The organism is Colwellia psychrerythraea (assembly GCF_000764225.1).
Classification (GTDB): domain Bacteria; phylum Pseudomonadota; class Gammaproteobacteria; order Enterobacterales; family Alteromonadaceae; genus Colwellia; species Colwellia psychrerythraea_D.
In genome coordinates this window covers 1-16,853 of the sequence record NZ_JQED01000003.1, presented here as the reverse complement: position 1 = coordinate 16,853, position 16,853 = coordinate 1, and the positions used below count along the sequence as shown (strand labels likewise).

Here is a 16,853-nt window from a genome sequence, read left to right as displayed (position 1 = left end):
GCCATTTGAAAATGCTCACTTAATTTCTACCCTTGGTATTACGATGAGCAATAGTTCACCTCCACATCATTTTTCCTATCAGCAGGTCGCATTGCTTCGAGTTCTTCAGTCGCTATTTTAACGAAGTATTCTTCAACTTTGATTACAGAATCTGGTACTGCTTTATCAACCACCCTCACCATTTCACTTCGCAACTCTGGCAATTTTCGGCCAATATCAAGAGCCATCTGAACCACATGCTCAGGATACCATGTAGCCAATTGAAGCATTAACCCATGAGCCTGCTGAGGTTGAGCAATAATCAAGACACGTGTAAGTTCCTGAATCTGATCAGGTATAGTTTCTTTCATCACTTCGTGAAGACGCAGTACATTCATATTTTCCGTGGTTGCCACGGCGCCAACAATGTCTACTCCCATAGTAGGATCATGTTTTGCAATTGCTTGAGTCATTTTTACCGCCGCTGCGGGATCTGATTCGGCAATGGAAATCGTTGCTTCTTCTTCTGCGCTAAGAGGTTGTTTAGGTGCTATGAACTCAGTACGAGGGTCAAGATCAATAGCTGAAAAAGCTTCAGCCCCCTGCATAACAAAACTCTCCTGTTCTGCTATAGGCAGTGCTTGTCGCACCGTCATACGATAAACAACAAACCCTGCTAATAAAAGTTGGCTTAATGCCAAAAAATAGAAAAGAAAAATACTGCCTAAAGTATCCATAACCAACGATGCCGCATAAGGTCCTATTATACCGCCCATAGCAAAGGCAAAAATCATCCCGCCCATGGCTGCAACCATTTGATTCTGTCTTAATTTATCAAACGCTTCAGACATACTAAGGGGATATGTACAGGCAATAATGCCACAGGTGATTGCAGTAGCACTAAAGACTCCAAGCAGATTACCTGCTGCCGCAAATGCCGGTATAGTTAAGTCAACCAGCGCTGAAATAATTAATATAATAAAGAGTACGGTACGACGATCATACCGATCTGACAAATAACCCACAGGAAATTGTAAAATGAAAGCGCCAAATATTGCGGTACCGACATAAAGAGAAAGCTCGAAATCAATAATATTAAATTCACCAGCAAAAACTGGCAGCAAGTTAAATGAAGCAGAATAAATGACACCAGAGACCAAACAACTGACCACGCCTAAGGGCGATATTTTATAAAGTGCTCGCAGTGACATAGCACTGACTTCCTCAATCACTGGTCCTGGGTGACGACTCAAGACTAGGGGGATCACCGCAACACAGAGCAAGATTCCAGCAATAACAAATAAGGTGGTATCCTGTGGGCTGGCCAAGTTCATAAAAAATTGACCGCCAAACAAGCCACCTAACCACACAGCATTATATACCGCGAGTGTTTTACCCCGTGTTTCTTTGGTGGAACTTGAACTGAGCCAGCTTTCCATAGCGGTGAACGCACAAGCATTGCAAAAACCAGTCACTACACGCATCGTGCCCCATAAGATAGGGTCAGAATAGAGGCTACAGATCAAAATACTGATCGCTCCTAAGGCAACACATCCGGCAAAAACTCGAATATGACCAGCACGTTTTATCAGATTAATGCTCAGTAGCGCCCCCAACAACATACCGACAAAATATAGTGATAACACCATGCCGATCGTATCAATCCCTGCACCGTCTAAGCCCATACGCACAGGTAATAACACATTGATTAATCCATTTGCTAAGAGTAAAACGAAACAACTAACAAATAAGGGGAACAATGTTCTAAACGTTGAGTGCATAAATAAAAACCTCTATAAAACTGACAACTCGATTTATTTTAATGAATAAAAAAGCGATACCTTATGGGAGATAAGATATCGCTCAACCCTTAATATTTAGAGGGTAATATAAAGTGGTAAGTTGTTATTACTTTAACGTAGGCATAGAAAATTCTACCCCTTCGCGCACACCAGCGGAAGGCCAACGTTGAGTAATTGTTTTACGCTTAGTGTAGAAACGCACCGCATCTGGGCCATAAGCATGTAAATCACCAAACAACGAACGCTTCCACCCACCAAAACTATGATAGGCAACAGGCACAGGTAAAGGTACATTGATACCTACCATACCTACTTGAATATTATCAGAGAAGTATCGCGCCGCTTCGCCATCACGAGTAAAGATACAAGTACCATTACCGTATTCGTGATCATTAATTAAATCCATCGCCTGCTGCATAGTTTGAACGCGCATCACTTGAAGAACAGGTCCAAAGATTTCTTCTTTATAGCTCACCATGTCGGCTGTGACATTATCTATTAAGGTGCCGCCAACAAAGAAACCATTACCATAACCTTCAACTTCAGGGCTACGGCCATCAACAACAATCGTTGCTCCCTGCTCTTGCGCATGGTTGATATAACCAACAACTTTATCGCGATGTTGGCTAGTAATGACAGGACCAAAGTCATTAGTACTATCGCTAAATGCACCCACTTTAAGGCCTGCCATTGCAGCTGTCATTTTGCTAACTAATGCATCGCCAGCGACATCACCCACAGCAACAGCTACTGACAAGGCCATACAGCGCTCACCTGATGAGCCAAATGCTGCGCCTAATAATTGATTAACCGCATTATCCATGTCTGCATCTGGCATGACAATAGCGTGATTTTTAGCGCCACCTAACGCTTGACAGCGTTTGCCATTGGCATTAGCTGTAGCATAAATATATTCAGCAATTGGCGTTGAACCTACAAAACTAACTGCCTTCACGCGTTCATCTGATAACAAGACGTCAACGGCCACTTTATCGCCGTTCACAACATTCATGACACCGTCAGATAAACCAGCTTCTTTCAATAACTGAGCAATAAAAAGTGTTGAACTTGGATCGCGTTCTGATGGTTTTAAAATAAAACAGTTACCACAAACAATTGCCATCGGAAACATCCACAAAGGCACCATTGCAGGGAAGTTAAACGGCGTGATACCAGCAACAACACCTAAGGGTTGAAATTCGCTCCATGAATCAATATTTGGTCCAACATTTTTGCTATGTTCACCTTTTAATAACTCTGGCGCACCACAAGCATATTCAACATTCTCAATACCACGCTGTAATTCACCCGCTGCATCATGTGATATTTTGCCATGCTCTTCGCCGATCATTTCGCATATTTTATCGGCATTTGCTTCCAGTAACTCTTTGAAACGAAACATTACGCGAGCGCGTTTGATAGCAGGCGTATTTCGCCATTGTGGGAATGCAGTTTGTGCCGCAGAAATTGCTTGTTCAACTGTCTCAACAGAGGCTAATGCAACTTGCTTAGTAGCTTCACCCGTTGCAGGGTTAAACACATCTTGAGTGCGCGCAGCATCGGTGCAAATTTCGCCGTTAATTAAGTGTCCGATTGTATTCATAAATAATTCCTAGAATTGTAAAAATAATATTAATGGCTAAGGTTAATCCCATAGCCCTTGGTAGATAGCAACCATCTCATCGATAGACGGTTCAATAGGGTTATTACCTGGCGAGCCAGAAGCCAACGCTTGTTTGGCCATGGTTTGACATACTTCGAAAAAGTCATCGCGCTTAATACCAAACTCTTGCGGCGTTGGTACTGCTAATTCATTATTTAATGCCCTAAGTTCAATTAATAGTTTTTGATTAGCCTCATCATTACTATCGAGATCTGAGGCTATGCCCATGGCTCGAGCACAATCAGCGTATCTTTCTGGCGCAGAGGCGATTGAAAATTCGGTAACACTAGGCAATAACATCGCATTCGATAAACCATGAGGAACATGAAAAAAGGCACCAATTGGTCGACTCATACCATGCACTAAAGCAACCGATGCACTAGAGAATGCTACACCCGCTAATGTCGAACCAAGCATCATAGCCTCACGTGCCTTTTTATCACTGCCATCATGAAAAACTTTTCGTAAGTTCGGTCCGATTAACTTAATCGCAGCAATAGCTTGACTATCACTATAAGGGTTAGCTTTTTTACTAACGTAGGCTTCCATGGCATGTGTGAGTGCATCAATGCCAGTATCCGCCGTTATGCGTGGAGGTAAACTCATTGTTAATTTATAATCAACCAATGCAGCTAGAGGCATAAAGCCAATACCAACACATAACATTTTTTCATCACTTGTTTCATCGGTGATAATGGTGAATTTTGTTACTTCAGAGCCCGTACCTGCGGTAGTTGGTATAGCGATAAGAGGTAAGCCTTGTTCTGTTACCATTCGAGGAAAGCGATAATCCTGCATCACGCCACCATGTTTAGCCAAAATGGCTATAGCTTTAGCACTATCTATTGGACTGCCTCCACCTAGCGCAATAATACAGTCATAATCACCATTTTTTGCTTTAGCAACTCCCGCCTGAATAGACGCAACGGTCGGCTCAGGTACAGTATCATCAAAAACATCACAGGCAATATCATGCTGCTGTAATACCGTTTGAATCGTGTTGGCATAACCCAGCTGCACCATCATTTTATCGGTTACTATTAAAGCACGTTGACAATTTAGGCTAGTGAGTACACTAGGTACTTCAAGACTGGCGCCATAACCTACCTGCATAATGCGCGGTAATATGATTTGCGAAGACATAGAAATAGTTCCTTGTTACAAGTTTTATTTTTTAAGAGGCGTATATAAACGCATCAAGATGATTTTCAATGCTAGCCATCAATGCATTCCGGTATAAGCGATTGAATCAGCCTAGACCGGAAGGTAAACAACTAAGCGATATGGTCTACTGTTTTTAATTTATCGGTATTTTCAATATCAGCTGCCGACTCACTATTTTTATCACTTAACTTAGATTTTTTTGCACCGGGCAAAGGCTCTTTACGCAGTGATGTGAATAATGCCCACGTTGTTAATATTAGTACTACTGAGTAAGGCAACGCAGCAACAATAGACGCTGTTTGCAATGCCTTTAATCCACCAGCAAGCAGCAACACACCAGCAACAGCACCAATTGAAAGCCCCCAGAACACTCGAAAACGTGCAGGTGGATGTTCATTGCCCATAGACACTAAGGTACAAATAACTAAAGTCGCAGAATCCGCAGAGGTTACAAAGTAGGTCACTAACATAACCACACAGATTGATGCGCCAATTAAGGTTAACATTGGACCCAGTTCCATCAGCTCTAGCGTAGTAAATAATGACATGGTGATATCTTTATTTACCGCTTCAGTAATGCCGCCAGCACCAAATAACTCAATAAATATTGCAGTATTACCAAAAACAGTTATCCAGAAAGTAGCCAAAATAGTTGGCGCAAGTAACACACCTAAGACAAACTCTTTAATAGTACGACCTTTAGAAATTCGAGCGATGAATATGCCGACAAACGGAGCCCAGGCAATCCACCAACCCCAATAAAAGATAGTCCACCAACCTTGCCATTGCCCCTTAGGATCTGGATCTATCCAAAGGCCAAGGGATACTGCATTAACTAAGTAATCACCGACATTGGTCGCAAATGCACCTAATAGATACGCAGTTGGACCCAGCACCAAGAAAAAGGTCAATATAACGGTGGTGAGGTGCATATTATATTCACTCAGTAACTTAATACCTTTATTCACACCACTTAATGCCGACAACGTCGCTAATATAGAGACAATAGCAATCAGCACGACTTGGTTAGTAGTAGAGATTTCAATACCGAACAAGTAACCAAGACCTGCATTCATTTGCTGAGCACCTAACCCTAGTGAAGTAGCAATACCAAATACTGTGCCAAATACCGCTAATAAATCAGCAGCATGACCAATAGGACCATAGATACGGTCACCAAAGATAGGATAGAGACCTGAGCGTACAGACAGTGGCATGCCTTTTCGGTATGAAAAATATGCTAGCGATAAACCTGCCATAGCAAAGATTCCCCAACCATGTAATCCCCAATGGAAAATACTAATGCGCATAGCCACTTGTGCAGCTTCCGCAGTCAATGCTTGCCCTTCAGCAATGAACGGATTGCTCTGAAAATGATAGATGGGTTCGGCTATACTCCAAAACAGAATACCTATACCTATACCGGCGCCAAATAACATTGAAAACCAAGAAAAGAAGTTATATTCAGGTTGTTCATCATCCGCACCAAGCTTAATACTACCGTACCGACTAAAAGCAGTATAAATCGCTAGAAATAAGAAAAAACTTGCTAAACCAATGTAATACCATGCGAAATTCGTTGCGATAAAGCCTTTTGCAGCAGTATAAATTGACCCGGCATATGTTGGGTCAATTACGGTAAACAGCACAAACAAAGAAACAAGTATCGCTGAACCAATGGCCATCACTGGGTTAACCCCAGACAGTACCCCATTGGTTTTGATCATATTTGAAATATTCTTCATGTAGTAACTCCTATATTAGCTACTGGTTGGTTAATGTGCTCATTGACATTAATCACCATTATAATCTGTAAGTTTTGCCATGAATTATCATGTACAAAGTGTAGTGCCTTAAATATGTTCTTCTAGTTCTAGTTCTATATATATCTATATTGTTCGGTGACGTTATTAGGTATCAGTTGTTTAAGAGTTCAACATTGATAGAGCAAATAATCATGACCAAAAATGACACGAGCCTCATTTTGTGGAAGAGTCAAAATAATCACAACCAATAAAAATCACCCCAAAGGTATAAAAATATTTATGAATATAATTCGGTGATTTATGAAATACTGTTGCGCAAAACTTAGTGAGTTAAATTAAAAAACTCACTAAACATGAATGAAAACTATAATAATAAATAATATAAGCGGGACTACATCATGAAAAAAAGATTACCACCTCTTAATTGGATTCGCTCATTTGAGGCCGCTGCGCGTCACTTAAGCTTCACCCATGCCGCACTCGAATTAAACCTCACTCAGGCAGCCGTTAGCCAACAAATCAAAGGCCTCGAAAGTCAGCTAGGTGCAGTATTGTTCAAACGCTTACCTCGAGGTTTAGAACTTACCAATGCCGGATCTGCATATTTACCTGCTGTACATGAATCAGTCGAGCGACTCAGTATCGCCACCGAAGAAATTTTTGGACAAGGTAGAACTGACTTACTCAATGTAAAAGTTAATTTAGTCTTTTTTCTAAAATGGTTGGCCCCCAAAATTAGCAATTTCAGAGCCTTATATCCAAATATAAATTTAGAAATTACCAGTAACATTTGGACTGATGATAAGGAAAGCTCTGCCGATAATGACTTTGAAATTCGTTATGGCAAAGGTAAGTGGCAGGCATTGAAATCAGATCGTTTGACATGGGATGAGTTATTTCCAGTCTGTAGTCCCGATTTTTTGAAAAAAAATACATCGTTAGTCACGCCTGATGATTTACCCAATCATACGTTATTACACGTTATTGGTTATGAAGAAGGTTGGGGGCATTGGCTAAATCAAACCAATCATGAACATATAAAACTAAGTCAAGGCTTTCAATTTGACACGTTAATAACAGCGCTTGAGATGGCTGCCCAAGGTGAAGGATTAGCACTTGGACGCACTAGCTTAGTCGACGGTATGATAAAATCTGGCCGTTTGGTTGTACCTTTTGAACAAAAAGTCGCAACTGATGAAGCCTTTTATTTAGTATATGCCCGCTCGCAGGCTAGACACCCCCATGCAGACATTTTTAGAAGCTGGTTATTAGAGGAAGTAGCACAACAATAATTGTGTTTCTCTCGTAAGTAATACAGGGATGTATTTTAACTTGCCAAAAAACGCACGCCAATTCACACCTCTTATCTCGTACCAACACCCCAAATTTCCCACCCCGTTTTTAATTATTTGTCCTCTAAACAGTCTTAATTATCCATAAATAAAATTATACCTTTGGGGCGTTTTTTATTGCTGGTTCACTTTCTAAAGACGTCCTATTATCAACCAACCAAATAACTCACAGAGCTAAATCGATAGCAAAGAGAGTATAACCTTTTAATATATAACGAAATTTTAAACAGCATTTTAAAATCCGTTAAAAGTGATTCTCAACAGTTTGGACAAATTTTTAAGTCCAACACAGTAAGGGATCAACAGTAAAAGAGCCATAAGGACAATTTAATATGAAAAATAATTTACCGTTAGTCGGCGTGCGCGTTATTGATTTTGGCCAACAAATTGCTGGACCAGCTGTCGCGATGATTCTTGCCGACTTAGGTGCTACGGTTATCCATATAGATCCGCCAAAAGGACCTCAATGGGATCATCCAGCTAACGCCATTTTAAATCGTAATAAAAGTAGTTTACGCATAGATTTAAAATCAGAAACAGGCCTTAACCAAGCCTTGGCATTAATTGAGAATGCTGATGTAGTACTTGAAAGTTTTACACCTAATGTGATGAATCGTTTAGGTATAAATTTTGAAGAATTACGTAAAAATCGTCCGGAATTAATTACCGTATCGCTCCCAGGCTTTGCCAGTAACGATCAACTTCGTAAAGAGTGGAAAGCCACAGAAGCGATCGTCGCAGCGGCATCTGGTGCATTTACCGATATGGGATTCAATCGTGTTCTAATGGGGTTAAATCCAAGCTTCTCACCTTTAGCGCTCGGCTCATCGTATGCTACTACACTAGCAGCAAGCTCTGTGGTTATGTCCTTATTATCGCGTGAGAAATCAGGTCGCGGTGATCATGTAGAAGTGCCTATCGTTGCCGCCTTAATGGAAGGTTTATCATATAACTCGGTAGTCATTGAAAATACACCAGATCGTTACCTAACCATGCGTGAACATGAAATTGCCCATCGCAAAGAAAACAACATTGAAATGGATCTTAGTTATCAGGATTTGCAAGAATACCTAGACCCATTTTATCGCACCTACCAATGTCGTGATGGTCGCTTCTTCTATGTTGTATGTCCGTCGCATCGTAACCATGCTAGCCGCTGCTTAAAAGCAATGGGTATCTACGATGAACTGAGAGCCGAAGGTTTACCTGAAGTTAAAGATCTCCACTTGCCTATCAACGAGTGGGATGGTGAAACCTCCATCGGTGTTTACCCTCTACCAAAGAAATGGGCTGACATCATTTCCACTAAAATGAAAAGAGTCTTTTTAACTAAAACATCCGAAGAATGGGGCGTTGTTTTCGGGGAAGGACAAATTCCAGGAGCGCCACATCGCACCACACAAGAATGGGTAAACAGCGAACATTGTAATGCCTCGGGGCTCATCGTTGAAGTAGAAGACCCACAACATGGCGTGATGAAACAACCGGGCCCTATTGCTTGGTTAGAAGAGTCGGTAAGTCAAATGTTAACGCCAAAACCGCGCAAAGACGTTAATTTTGATCAAGCCATGTCGCAGTTAGTCTCGGTTGCCAATAATGAAGTTGTCACAAGACCTACCGGAAAAAATATTGATACGCAGTCTCAACACGGTTGGTTAGATGGTGTGCGAATCTTAGATTTGACTAATGTTATCGCTGGCCCTCACTCTACCGCGTTTTTAGGCCGTTTTGGCGCCGAGGTTATCAAGCTCGATCCTGTCACACCACTTTACGATCCATTGATTGGTACATTTTTTACCTTCCAAACCAATATTGGTAAAAAAAGCGCTCTTGTTAATATTAATACCGATGAAGGTCGAGCAGCCTTTGAGTTGCTGGTGAAATCTGTTGATCTTGTTGTTATTAACGCGCCAGAGCGTCAAATGAAACCACTTGGTTTAGATAATGAAAGCTTGCAGGCGATAAATCCAGGCGTTTTATTCTGCCGTTTAGATTGCTTAGGTGGCCCCAAACGAGGACCTAAAACTGACTACATCGGCTACGACGATATTATTCAGGCCAACAGTGGAATAATGAGTCGATTTGGTGGTAATAAAACACCTGAAGAACATGCTCACTTAGGCACACTAGACGTTAACTGTGGTTTTGCTGGCGGTTTAGGTATGGCGCTATCGCTTTATCACAAACAAAAAACCGGTGAAATATCTAGAGCAAGAACCTCGCTTTCTGCGGTAACAAATTTAGCACAAGTTAAATTTGCCTTTGATTATAAAGATCGCGGTCCATTTGATGAAGCATCAGGTCGTGAAGTGTTAGGTAATGATGCCTTATCACATTTTTATCAGGCTAATGACGGTTGGGTTTACCTTGATTCAGATAGCGATCAATTAGCAATACTTGAAACCGTTGATGGCTTATCTGGCATCAGCCAAGTAGATTGCATCAGCGACTTCCTGACGGATGCTTTTAGTAAAGATTCAGCAGAGAACTGGGCGCAGAAGCTACGTCATGCAGGTCTTCCCGCTGTTCAGCCCATGAGTATTGAAGAGTTACGTGATCAATATACCCGTGAAGCTGATGGCACTGTTGGTATAGACCGTGGCAGCTATGCCTTCTCAACTTACAATAATCACCCAAGTGGTCATCGTGTTACCTTGATCGACCACTATTCAATCCGCCCTACTGAGGCAACTATTTTGGCTCAGCCTGAAACGGAACGTTTTGGTCATTCAACCAGAACAGTACTTGCAAGTATTGGTTACAGCGACGAAAAAATTCAATCAATGATTGACAATAAAATCGCTGGTACCGGCTGGGGCAAAGAATTCTTACCTAGCTAATGCCTTAGCAACCATTCTGAAAATTACTACCCAAACCATCGACAGCAATGACTGCTGTCGATGGTGAACGATAGAAAAAAAGCGCGTTACCCTTAATTAAAACTATTAAAAAACAGGATAATACCCATGAAAATTTCATCAATAGCAATGGCGATAATTGCCACTACATCATTTTCCATGATGGCGAATGCTTCTGAATTAACAGAGTTGGATGAAGTCAAACAAGAACTTAAGGAAATTAAACAACAGTTGGCTACAGACAAAGAAGCCAAAGACGCATCAATTAAAGTCGGTGGTGCAGTGCGCTTCCAATATGGCATCAAGGATTATGACGAAGATGATAAAGATCGTGGCGGAGACTTTGATTTTGATGTTTTCCGTCTAGATTTCAACGGCACTATTGGTGATGTGACATTATCAGCTCAATATCGCTGGTATCAATATATGGACGCGGTGCATCATGCATACGTTGCCTATCAGTTTGATGATAACTGGCAAGGACAAGTAGGTATCACACAAGTCCCCTTTGGCAACCTAACGTATAATTCAAATAGCTTCTTTTTTAGTACCAATTTTTACGTTGGCTTAGAAGATGATTACGATGCAGGTTTATCGTTCATTGGTGATTATGACAAGCACGATATACGCATCGCATTTTTCAAAACAGATGAGATGGGTGGCATTGATGGTTATGTCGGTGATAAAACCGGTCGCTATTCTTATGACATTGTCGGCACAAGAAATCCTGGCGAAGGGATATATGATACTCCACAACAAGGCCTTGCCGATGATAGTACCTTTAATCTTCGTTATGCATATAAATTTGATAATTTTGAGGTAGGTGCTTCAGTATTATCTGGTGGTATTGAAGGTGAAGATGGCAATGCTGGTGATCATAATGCTTATGCCATTCATACTAAGGGCAACATAAATAATTTTGGTTTCATGTTTCAGTACACTGATTATGAATATGATCTAGATGACGGATCTGATTTTGTTACGGTTGGTGCCTACGCCTTTTACGATACTATCCCTGCATCCGCTACAATTTATAACATGAACCTATCCTATTCTTTACCCGTAACAATAGGGCCAATTACCAACCTAACCTTTTACAACGATTATAATTTAATGACCGATAAATCAGGCGGTTTAAAAGAAGATACCATGATGAACGTCACAGGCGTAATGGTTACCTCAGGTAATTTATATACCTTAATTGATTATGCTATTGGACAGAATCAACCATTTCTTGGTGGCAGCCTCGCAGGCGATAGCGATGAAACCAATAGTCGTTTAAATATTAACTTTGGTTATTACTTCTAATAACACGGTATAAAGTTTTCTGTCTGTTTACCATCATTGATAAAGACATTGTGCAAAGCCAATCGCGTAACCGATTGGCTTTTTTATTATCACAATATAATTTACAGGCAACAAGAAGTGACTTTGCAAAATGCTTGATGGTCAGAACACTTTATGGCAATAGTAACTATCAATCGACTAACTCATGCCGTTTGAAATTTCTAGTGTAACTTCGATCATACTTTTTCAAACAATACTGAATAAGCTTACCGCCGTTTTTTGAACTCCAATCATGTGCTAATTCAGCAATTAACTGCTTGCTCGAGGTAAGTATCACGCCATGACTTTTTTAGTCCTGATGCTTCAAGCTCAAAGGAACATCAAGAGACTGTCAGCAACTGAAAGCTAAAAGTCTCTTGTCATACCCAATGCGAAAGTTGGCACTATTCCCCTCTAACTTGAATTTTTTCAACGTTGCTAAACTGTGACGTAGAAGGTTCATCGGTAAGTGCAAATTCAATAGCCACGTAATTATTACGAATTTTCTTTGCAGGCTTGGTGTAAACCCACTTTTGAACACCTAATATTGCACTGGCATCAAAAAGCCCATCGTGGTCAGACGCAGTTACCTGAATATCAGATACATTGCCATCTTTCTCAATACTGAAGTTTAATAAAACAGTGCCTTCTATCTGATTTTTTACAGCGTACTTTGGATAATTGGGTACAGCTCTTTTAATTACTGATACCTCTATATGGTCAGTGTTAAGCGGATTCGCGCCAATACTTTGAAAAGCAATTGAGCTACATAGTAGTAAAATTGCCGAAGGCAAAAAGCGCCATGTACTAGTACATCCATTCAACAAATTTTTTAGACGTATTTTCATATTTTCTTTCCTCGATAATGATGAGTTTTAAGTTATTACTGTTATTTTTAATAAGGAGCAACCTAGTAAAGCTTTTGTACCTACTTGTATAGATGTCCATGCCACCATAGATTACAACTGTAATCTACAATTATAATTACAGTTGTAATCTCTCGTGTCAAATTTAAAATAAACAACGACAAGTACTTCGATTATTACTTACGTCATTGGTAGTCGGTATAGCACTAAAGTTAAAATGAAATTAGGTATATAGGTAATTCAATGCCACTCAAAAGAGCGGCAACATTCACTAGTCGCATTCTCGCTAACCCCTTTTGTAGTTAATTAATGCTTGCTATTACAAATGGCAGGTGTAACCTTGAAACAATTGATTACACATGTAATTTATAGAGAGAAAGCAATGGAAGTAAGCAAGGCGGAATTTGAAATATTAAACGCCATTTGGGCAGAATATCCCTGCACAGCTAAAGATGTTGTTGATAGGCTAAATCAGCAAGATTCTTGGCATGAAAAAACTGTAAAAACATTACTCGGAAGGCTGGTAAAAAAACAAGCGATTTCTTTTGAAAAACGCAGCCGTCATTACTTGTATCAGCCTTTAATCGATAAGAATGAGTACATAATCAAAGAAAGCGATAACTTTTTAAAGAGGTTATTTGGCGGGAAGGTTTCCCCCTTAGTTGCAAGTTTTGCTAAATCTGAAAAACTCTCTCAAAACGATGTTGATGAGTTGAAAAAGATAATCTCTGACTGGGAGCAAAGCAATGATTAGCTGGCTCATCGAACAAGCTGTAGTAATGACTCCGTTACTACTGTTTTTAGTCGTCTTTCAGCAATTCGGTTTTAAAAAGCTTAGTGCAAGTATTATTTACGCTTGCTGGTTAGTTATCCCCTTAAGCCTGCTTTTCAGTTGTATTGACTTTACATCCATTAGTACAGCTCCCCCCAGCCAGCCACAGTTAATGAGTTACCAACAAGAGCTAGTTAAATACAATCAAGTTATCCACCAATACAGTACACCTATACTGTTGGTGTGGATATTCGGTTTTTGCTCTTTATTAGCAAATTATCTGATAAGACATATTTTATTTTTCAAACACCTAGAAATGAAAGAATGTTTATCATTAAGGAACTTGCTGCCAAAAAATATTGGGGCATATAGCGCAAGTCGAATATCTACCCCTTTTAGCTCAGGCTACTTTTCACCAATTATCGTTGTGCCTAAAGCTTTTCAGGCTGATTATACCAAGCAACAACAGCAGATGATTATCGCGCATGAGTTAAAGCACATTAGACGAGGAGACCTGTTTTGGAATTTTTTAGTCATGCTTATTCATATGGCATTTTGGTTTAATCCTGCCGTTTGGTATGCACGAAAACATTTTCATTTATGTCAGGAAGTCTCATGTGATGAGCTGGTTTTAGCTGACAAAACTAAACAACAGAAACTCAGTTATTCAAAAGCGCTATTAGTTTCACAAACAAGCAAACAAGTAAATTCGCCAATGAGTGCTTCATTTTTTCAGCAAGGCTTTTATAGTTGCCGCCTTATTCAAATAACGACTTCTTCAGCGAGTAACAAAGCTTACCTACTACCTTTACTCGTTTTATTAATCCTCATTAATTTTTCTATGCAGTTTTCAGTACACATACTCGAAAATTTTCACAGTGGTTTGATTAAACCAATTATGCGAATACTGCCAGTTTATCCTGAAAAAGCTGCTTCTAACGATATTGAAGGGTTTGCGATTGCATCGTTCTCGATAAATGAAGATGGTCAAACAGAAAATATTAAGATCAATACCTCTCAACCTGCTGGCGCTTTTGATAATGAAGTGATCAATGCCATTGAAACTTGGCAGTATAAAAAACCACAAGATAACGTTGATGGAGTTGAAGTGCAGCTCAACTTTAGAAAGCAAAATAGTCAGCCTATTAAGCTAGTAAAGAAAAATACCGAAGGAATTTTAGTTACGCCCAAGTAATATCAATTAGTTTAAATTTGCCCATTCTTATTACCTTTAATTGAGATACAACGTACTACTTTTTTGCAAATCGTAAGTAATGAATAAAGCAGGAAAATGTACTGATAATGCGCGTATAGCTGATTTGATGGCAAGGCAAACCATATATTAAAATAAATTCATATCTAAGTTGTAGAGGCTTTGTGGCAAAAGTGAATATATCTCGATAGTGCGCTTAGCGGACGTTAGTTATCGGTTGTTCTTTAGGTCAACTGATAGCCAATTGCGGACATAAGCCTTTGCAAATTTAGGGCAATATTAGCCATGATTTTCTGCTCACTTGTGGGACTGGTTTAAGCTCAAAGCGGTCATTGACTTAGTTACGTGTATTTGCTCTAATTAACTTATGCCTATAGAGGTGAGCGGACTCCCTTAATTCTTGATTACTAATGTTTTTTACATGGTATTCAAGAAGGTCCCTTAGTTGATAAAACATTTTACTAAGGAATGTAGTGACTATCTTTTACGTAGGTTGTGTCCGTGGATTAAAGCCAGCGAAAGCTGGTTTTTTTTTAGGAGAAATAAAATGGAATTACATGAAAAAATAACGTGGTATATTGAGAATGAGGCTGAAAAGCTAACTTTAAGACACCACGCTTACCATAATGCTTTATATGTAGAAAATGAGCGCAAAAAAACTCGCTCGTCATCTCCTACAAATTTAAAATCGGTTAAAAAACCTCTTCAATGGCTCGATGATAAAAAGTTTGATCCTTTTTATGTAAAAAAACACGCAAAAACCATTGCATATTCCATTGCAAAAAAAATCGAAACTAAGACTTATGAGCCTTTCGAGCCATCTAGAAATAAAATAGCTAAATCATCTGGTGGCTATCGAGAGGTGGCTGTTTATCAAATTCCTGATGCAGCAATATCTACTTTCTTTTATCATCGTTTATTGTCAAAAAACAAACATAGATTTAGTTCATTTTCTTACGCTTATAGAGACGATAGAAATGTTCATTTTGCTATTCAAGATATCGCAGTTGAGCTATCTCAAAGTTCAAGGCTCTTTGTTGCTGAGTTCGATTTTTCTAAGTTCTTTGATACGATATCACATCAATTTTTATTTGAACAATTTAATAAAAATGGTTTTTTTATCAGTGAAGAAGAAAGATGTGTAATTAAATCGTTTCTTAAAGGGCGTGACAAAGGAATTCCTCAAGGTACTTCCATTTCTCTTTTCTTAGCGAATTTGGCATGTTGGAAGTTAGATAAACAGCTTGAAAAAGAAGGGTTGCAGTTTGCACGTTACGCAGATGACACAATAATATGGTCACAAGATTACACCAAAATTACTAAAGCTCTTGATATTATGACAAGCTTCTCACAAGAGGTTGGTGTTGCCTTAAATTCCGAAAAATCTGAAGGTATTAGTATTCTTTGTCCAAAAGAGATGAGATCAGAGTTCTATAAAACTAAAGAGTGTGTAGAGTTTTTAGGGTATTCAATATCTGTTAATAATGTTTCAATTAAAAAGTCATCAGTTATTAAGATGAAACGCGAAATGTCTTATATTCTATATAAGCACCTTATACAACCTCTTAAAGCTTCAACTTTAACAGCTTTAAAAATACCTGCGAATAATAGAGATGAAGCGTTATTAAGCGCAATCTGCGAAGTTCGTAGGTATATGTATGGGAATTTGTCAGAAGATATGTTGAATGCGTACCTTTCAGGTAGAAGTAACAGAATATTTTTTAAAGGTATCATGAGTTTTTATCCTCTTATTAATAATGAGGTTCAGATGAAGTCATTAGATGGGTGGCTTGTAAATGCGATTTTTAAAGCTGTACAAAAACGCTCTAAACTATTAATTGCTCACCATCAGCCTCGAAATCACAGTTTTCCATTTAATGTATCAAGAAAAAACCTACTTAAAGGGTGTAACCGAAGCAAAGTACATGGAAAAAGGCTATTGAAAATACCAAGTTTTTTAGTTATTGCATATTCTCATGCATCGCGATCACCTAATACCATCTAAGCCGATCACCTAATACCATCCATCGCGATCACTCAATACCATCGATGCCGATCACTTTTCGGTCAAAATGGTATTGAGTGATCGGCT

At 39.4% G+C, this 16,853-nt stretch carries 11 protein-coding genes; 6 read left to right on the top strand and 5 right to left on the bottom strand.

What is annotated here, in order from left to right; all coding sequences use genetic code 11:
* Nucleotides 1-38: 38 nt before the first annotated feature.
* The 4 genes from ND2E_RS21045 to ND2E_RS21060 form a co-directional block, all read right to left on the bottom strand.
* Nucleotides 39-1,760, bottom strand: a complete 1,722-nt coding sequence (locus ND2E_RS21045) for an MFS transporter (protein ID WP_052056158.1) — start codon at nucleotides 1,758-1,760, stop codon at nucleotides 39-41.
* Between the two features lie 127 nt (nucleotides 1,761-1,887).
* Entirely contained in the window at nucleotides 1,888-3,384 is a 1,497-nt protein-coding gene (locus ND2E_RS21050; protein ID WP_033091837.1) for a CoA-acylating methylmalonate-semialdehyde dehydrogenase, read from the bottom strand.
* Between the two features lie 42 nt (nucleotides 3,385-3,426).
* Nucleotides 3,427-4,587 (bottom strand): iron-containing alcohol dehydrogenase, encoded by a 1,161-nt coding sequence (locus ND2E_RS21055; RefSeq protein WP_033091836.1) that lies wholly within the window; start codon nucleotides 4,585-4,587, stop codon nucleotides 3,427-3,429.
* A gap of 131 nt (nucleotides 4,588-4,718) precedes the next feature.
* Nucleotides 4,719-6,353, bottom strand: a complete 1,635-nt coding sequence (locus ND2E_RS21060; RefSeq protein ID WP_081961931.1) for a BCCT family transporter — start codon at nucleotides 6,351-6,353, stop codon at nucleotides 4,719-4,721.
* Nucleotides 6,354-6,772: 419 nt separating this feature from the next.
* Between ND2E_RS21060 and gcvA the strand changes: the two genes are divergently transcribed.
* The 3 genes from gcvA to ND2E_RS21075 all read left to right on the top strand — a co-directional run bounded on the left by gcvA (nucleotide 6,773) and on the right by ND2E_RS21075 (nucleotide 11,892).
* Nucleotides 6,773-7,666: a transcriptional regulator GcvA gene (gene gcvA, locus ND2E_RS21065; RefSeq protein ID WP_033091835.1), complete on the top strand. Its 894-nt coding sequence runs from the start codon at nucleotides 6,773-6,775 to the stop codon at nucleotides 7,664-7,666.
* A gap of 392 nt (nucleotides 7,667-8,058) precedes the next feature.
* The gene (locus ND2E_RS21070) at nucleotides 8,059-10,566 is read left to right on the top strand and encodes a CoA transferase (protein WP_033091834.1); all 2,508 of its coding nucleotides are present in this window, start codon (nucleotides 8,059-8,061) and stop codon (nucleotides 10,564-10,566) included.
* A 126-nt stretch (nucleotides 10,567-10,692) separates the two neighbouring features.
* Nucleotides 10,693-11,892 carry a porin gene (locus ND2E_RS21075; protein ID WP_033091833.1) on the top strand — a complete coding sequence of 400 codons (1,200 nt, stop codon included), beginning with the start codon at nucleotides 10,693-10,695 and terminating at the stop codon, nucleotides 11,890-11,892.
* A gap of 422 nt (nucleotides 11,893-12,314) precedes the next feature.
* On the opposite strand, the gene ND2E_RS22285 is transcribed toward ND2E_RS21075, so the two are convergent.
* Nucleotides 12,315-12,758, bottom strand: a complete 444-nt coding sequence (locus ND2E_RS22285; protein ID WP_052056157.1) for an energy transducer TonB — start codon at nucleotides 12,756-12,758, stop codon at nucleotides 12,315-12,317.
* Nucleotides 12,759-13,101: 343 nt separating this feature from the next.
* Between ND2E_RS22285 and ND2E_RS21080 the strand changes: the two genes are divergently transcribed.
* The 3 genes from ND2E_RS21080 (at nucleotide 13,102) to ND2E_RS21090 (ending at nucleotide 16,766) form a co-directional block, all read left to right on the top strand.
* A complete protein-coding gene (locus ND2E_RS21080) occupies nucleotides 13,102-13,530 on the top strand; it encodes a BlaI/MecI/CopY family transcriptional regulator (RefSeq protein WP_223303487.1) in 429 nt (142 codons plus the stop codon).
* Complete coding sequence (locus ND2E_RS21085; protein WP_033091832.1) at nucleotides 13,523-14,743, top strand: M56 family metallopeptidase; 1,221 nt, start codon at nucleotides 13,523-13,525, stop codon at nucleotides 14,741-14,743. Before ND2E_RS21080 ends, ND2E_RS21085 begins: the two co-directional genes overlap by 8 nt.
* A 565-nt stretch (nucleotides 14,744-15,308) precedes the next feature.
* Nucleotides 15,309-16,766, top strand: coding sequence for a reverse transcriptase domain-containing protein (locus ND2E_RS21090; RefSeq protein WP_052056156.1), 1,458 nt, complete (start codon nucleotides 15,309-15,311; stop codon nucleotides 16,764-16,766).
* Nucleotides 16,767-16,853 lie beyond the last annotated feature (87 nt).

What these genes read in the sequence shown, in the direction of transcription:
- ND2E_RS21045 (WP_052056158.1), bottom strand. Translation starts at nt 1,760, where the DNA reads ATGCACTCAACGTTTAGAACATTGTTCCCCTTATTTGTTAGTTGTTTC.
- ND2E_RS21050 (WP_033091837.1), bottom strand. Translation starts at nt 3,384, where the DNA reads ATGAATACAATCGGACACTTAATTAACGGCGAAATTTGCACCGATGCT.
- ND2E_RS21055 (WP_033091836.1), bottom strand. Translation starts at nt 4,587, where the DNA reads ATGTCTTCGCAAATCATATTACCGCGCATTATGCAGGTAGGTTATGGC.
- ND2E_RS21060 (WP_081961931.1), bottom strand. Translation starts at nt 6,353, where the DNA reads ATGAAGAATATTTCAAATATGATCAAAACCAATGGGGTACTGTCTGGG.
- gcvA (WP_033091835.1), top strand. Translation starts at nt 6,773, where the DNA reads ATGAAAAAAAGATTACCACCTCTTAATTGGATTCGCTCATTTGAGGCC.
- ND2E_RS21070 (WP_033091834.1), top strand. Translation starts at nt 8,059, where the DNA reads ATGAAAAATAATTTACCGTTAGTCGGCGTGCGCGTTATTGATTTTGGC.
- ND2E_RS21075 (WP_033091833.1), top strand. Translation starts at nt 10,693, where the DNA reads ATGAAAATTTCATCAATAGCAATGGCGATAATTGCCACTACATCATTT.
- ND2E_RS22285 (WP_052056157.1), bottom strand. Translation starts at nt 12,758, where the DNA reads ATGAAAATACGTCTAAAAAATTTGTTGAATGGATGTACTAGTACATGG.
- ND2E_RS21080 (WP_223303487.1), top strand. Translation starts at nt 13,102, where the DNA reads ATGGCAGGTGTAACCTTGAAACAATTGATTACACATGTAATTTATAGA.
- ND2E_RS21085 (WP_033091832.1), top strand. Translation starts at nt 13,523, where the DNA reads ATGATTAGCTGGCTCATCGAACAAGCTGTAGTAATGACTCCGTTACTA.
- ND2E_RS21090 (WP_052056156.1), top strand. Translation starts at nt 15,309, where the DNA reads ATGGAATTACATGAAAAAATAACGTGGTATATTGAGAATGAGGCTGAA.